This window comes from Janthinobacterium lividum (assembly GCF_011601275.1).
GTDB lineage: Bacteria > Pseudomonadota > Gammaproteobacteria > Burkholderiales > Burkholderiaceae_D > Janthinobacterium > Janthinobacterium lividum_E.
This window is the reverse complement of the sequence record NZ_JAAOLY010000045.1, coordinates 1-2,402: the sequence shown is the minus strand read 5'-3', so window position 1 is coordinate 2,402 and position 2,402 is coordinate 1. Positions and strand designations below refer to the sequence as shown.

At 61.8% G+C, this 2,402-nt stretch carries 3 protein-coding genes; all 3 read left to right on the top strand.

Annotated features, from left to right (window positions below):
• Nucleotides 1-354, top strand: a 354-nt coding sequence (locus GYK42_RS28755) for a TIM barrel protein (protein ID WP_240943944.1), incomplete at its 5' end; no start/stop codon positions are given.
• Complete coding sequence (iolB, locus tag GYK42_RS28750) at nt 351-1,148, top strand: 5-deoxy-glucuronate isomerase (RefSeq protein ID WP_166450274.1); 798 nt, start codon at nt 351-353, stop codon at nt 1,146-1,148. The genes GYK42_RS28755 and iolB, both read left to right, overlap by 4 nt.
• A 10-nt stretch (nt 1,149-1,158) precedes the next feature.
• A partial coding sequence (locus tag GYK42_RS28745) for a CoA-acylating methylmalonate-semialdehyde dehydrogenase (RefSeq protein ID WP_166450273.1) occupies nt 1,159-2,402 on the top strand: 1,244 nt, incomplete at its 3' end.

Sequence of the window (2,402 nt, the reverse complement as noted above, 5' to 3'; positions counted from 1 at the left end):
CACATCACGTTTGCCGGCGGCGATGCGCTGGCGGTTTTAAATAAGCATATCGACAGGATTTGCCATGTGCATTGCAAGGACGTGCGCCCGAACGTCGTGAAACTGGCCCGCAATGGCCATTGGAGTTTTTTACAGGCCGTCATCAATGGCGCTTTCAGCGTGCCCGGCGACGGCAGCATCGACTTTCCCGCCATCCTCACGCGGCTATACCTGCACGGCTACGAAGGCTGGCTGGTGGTGGAAGCGGAGCAAGACCCGGCGATCGCGCCCAGCTATGCATACGCGAAGATGGGTCACGATTACCTGGCCAAGCTCGTCAATGCCATTCCCCGCCTGGGCCGGGAGGCGGCATGAGCCCGCTGCTCGTCAAGGCCCGGCCGGGTTCCACCATCGTTGAGGTGACACCGGAATCGGCCGGCTGGACCCATGTCGGTTTCGCCGCGCACCGTCTTCCAGCGGGCGAGTCCTTGCAACTGGACACGGGCAAGCGCGAACTGTGCATCGTCGTGCTGACGGGCACGGTCACGGTGCAGGCCGGCGGACAGACCTGGGAAAATATAGGTAATCGCCAGAGCGTCTTCGAAGACTGTTCGCCGTACGCCGTGTATATCCCAATAGCAACCACGGTCAGCATCACGGCTGTAAGCAACGCCGAGGTTGGACTGTGCAGCGCACCGGGCACCACTCACCGTCCGGCGCGCCTGATCGAGCCATCGACCATGACGCGTTCCGTGCGCGGCAAGGGCGCGAACACACGCTATGTGTGCGACATCCTGCCGCAGACGGAAGAAGCCGATGGCTTGCTGGTGGTCGAGGTGGTCACGCCGTCCGGCCATTCCTCGAGCTATCCGCCGCACAAGCACGACAGCGACAATGTGCCGCTGGAAAGTTCGCTCGAGGAAACGTATTACCACCGCCTCAACCCCGAACAGGGCTTTGCCTACCAGCGGGTCTATACGGATGACCGCAGTATCGATGAAGCCATGGCCGTGGAAAACCACGATGTGGTGATGGTGCCGCGCGGCTACCATCCCGTGACCGTGCCGTATGGCTACGATGGCTATTACCTGAACGTGATGGCCGGCCCCAAGCGGGTCTGGCATTTCAAGAACGACCCGGCCCATGAGTGGCTGATGCATACCAAATAAAGGAATCCCAATGACAACGCAACAGATCGGCCACTTTATTGGTGGCAACCCCATGGCTACACGCTCAGAGCGCACGAGCGATGTGTTCAATCCCGCCACCGGCGCCGTGACGGCCAAGGTGGCGCTGGCGACGCCGTCCGAGCTGAACGCGGCCGTGGCGGCTGCCCACGCGGCCTTTCCCGCCTGGTCGCAAACCTCCCCATTGCGCCGCGCCCGGGTCATGTTCAAGTTCAAGGAGTTACTCGAGCAAAACGCCGACAAGCTGGCAGAGCTGATCACGCATGAACACGGCAAGGTGTTTACGGATGCCAAAGGGGAAGTCACGCGCGGCATCGAAGTGGTGGAGTTCGCCTGCGGCATCCCGCAAATGATGAAGGGAGAATATAGCGAACAGGTAGCCGGCGGCATCGATGCCTGGTCGATCCGCCAGGCGCTCGGCGTGTGCGTCGGGATCACGCCCTTTAACTTTCCCGTCATGGTGCCGATGTGGATGTTCCCGATGGCGATTGCCTGCGGCAATACCTTTGTCTTGAAACCGTCGGAACGCGATCCGTCGGCCAGCCTGCTGCTGGCGCAATTGCTGACGGAGGCGGGCTTGCCGGACGGCGTCTTCAATGTGCTGCAAGGTGACAAGGAAGCCGTGGATGGCTTGCTGCACCACCCGGACGTGCGCGCCGTCAGCTTTGTCGGCTCCACGCCGATTGCCGAGTACATTTATGCGACCGGCTGCGCGCAGGGCAAGCGCGTGCAAGCGCTCGGGGGCGCCAAAAACCACATGGTCGTCATGCCGGACGCGGATATCCCGCAAACCGTGGATGCCCTGATGGGCGCCGCGTTCGGCTCGGCCGGCGAGCGCTGCATGGCTATTTCCGTCGTGGTGGCGGTGGGCAATGTGGCGGACCAGCTGGTGGAAGCCTTGGTGCCGCGCATCGCCGCCTTGAAAATCACGCAAGGCATGGATTTACAAGCGGAAATGGGTCCGGTGGTCACGCAAGTGCACAAGGAGAAGATCGCCGGCTACATCGCGACAGGAGTAAAAGAAGGCGCCAGGCTGGTGGCCGACGGGCGCGGTTTCGTGCTGCCTGGTCATGAAAATGGCTTTTTCCTCGGCGGCAGCCTGTTCGACCACGTCACGCCGGACATGACGATCTACAAGGAAGAAATCTTCGGCCCCGTGCTGTGCATCGTGCGCGTGCCGGACTTTACGACGGCGCTGGACCTGGTCAATGCGCATGAATATGGCAACGGCACGGC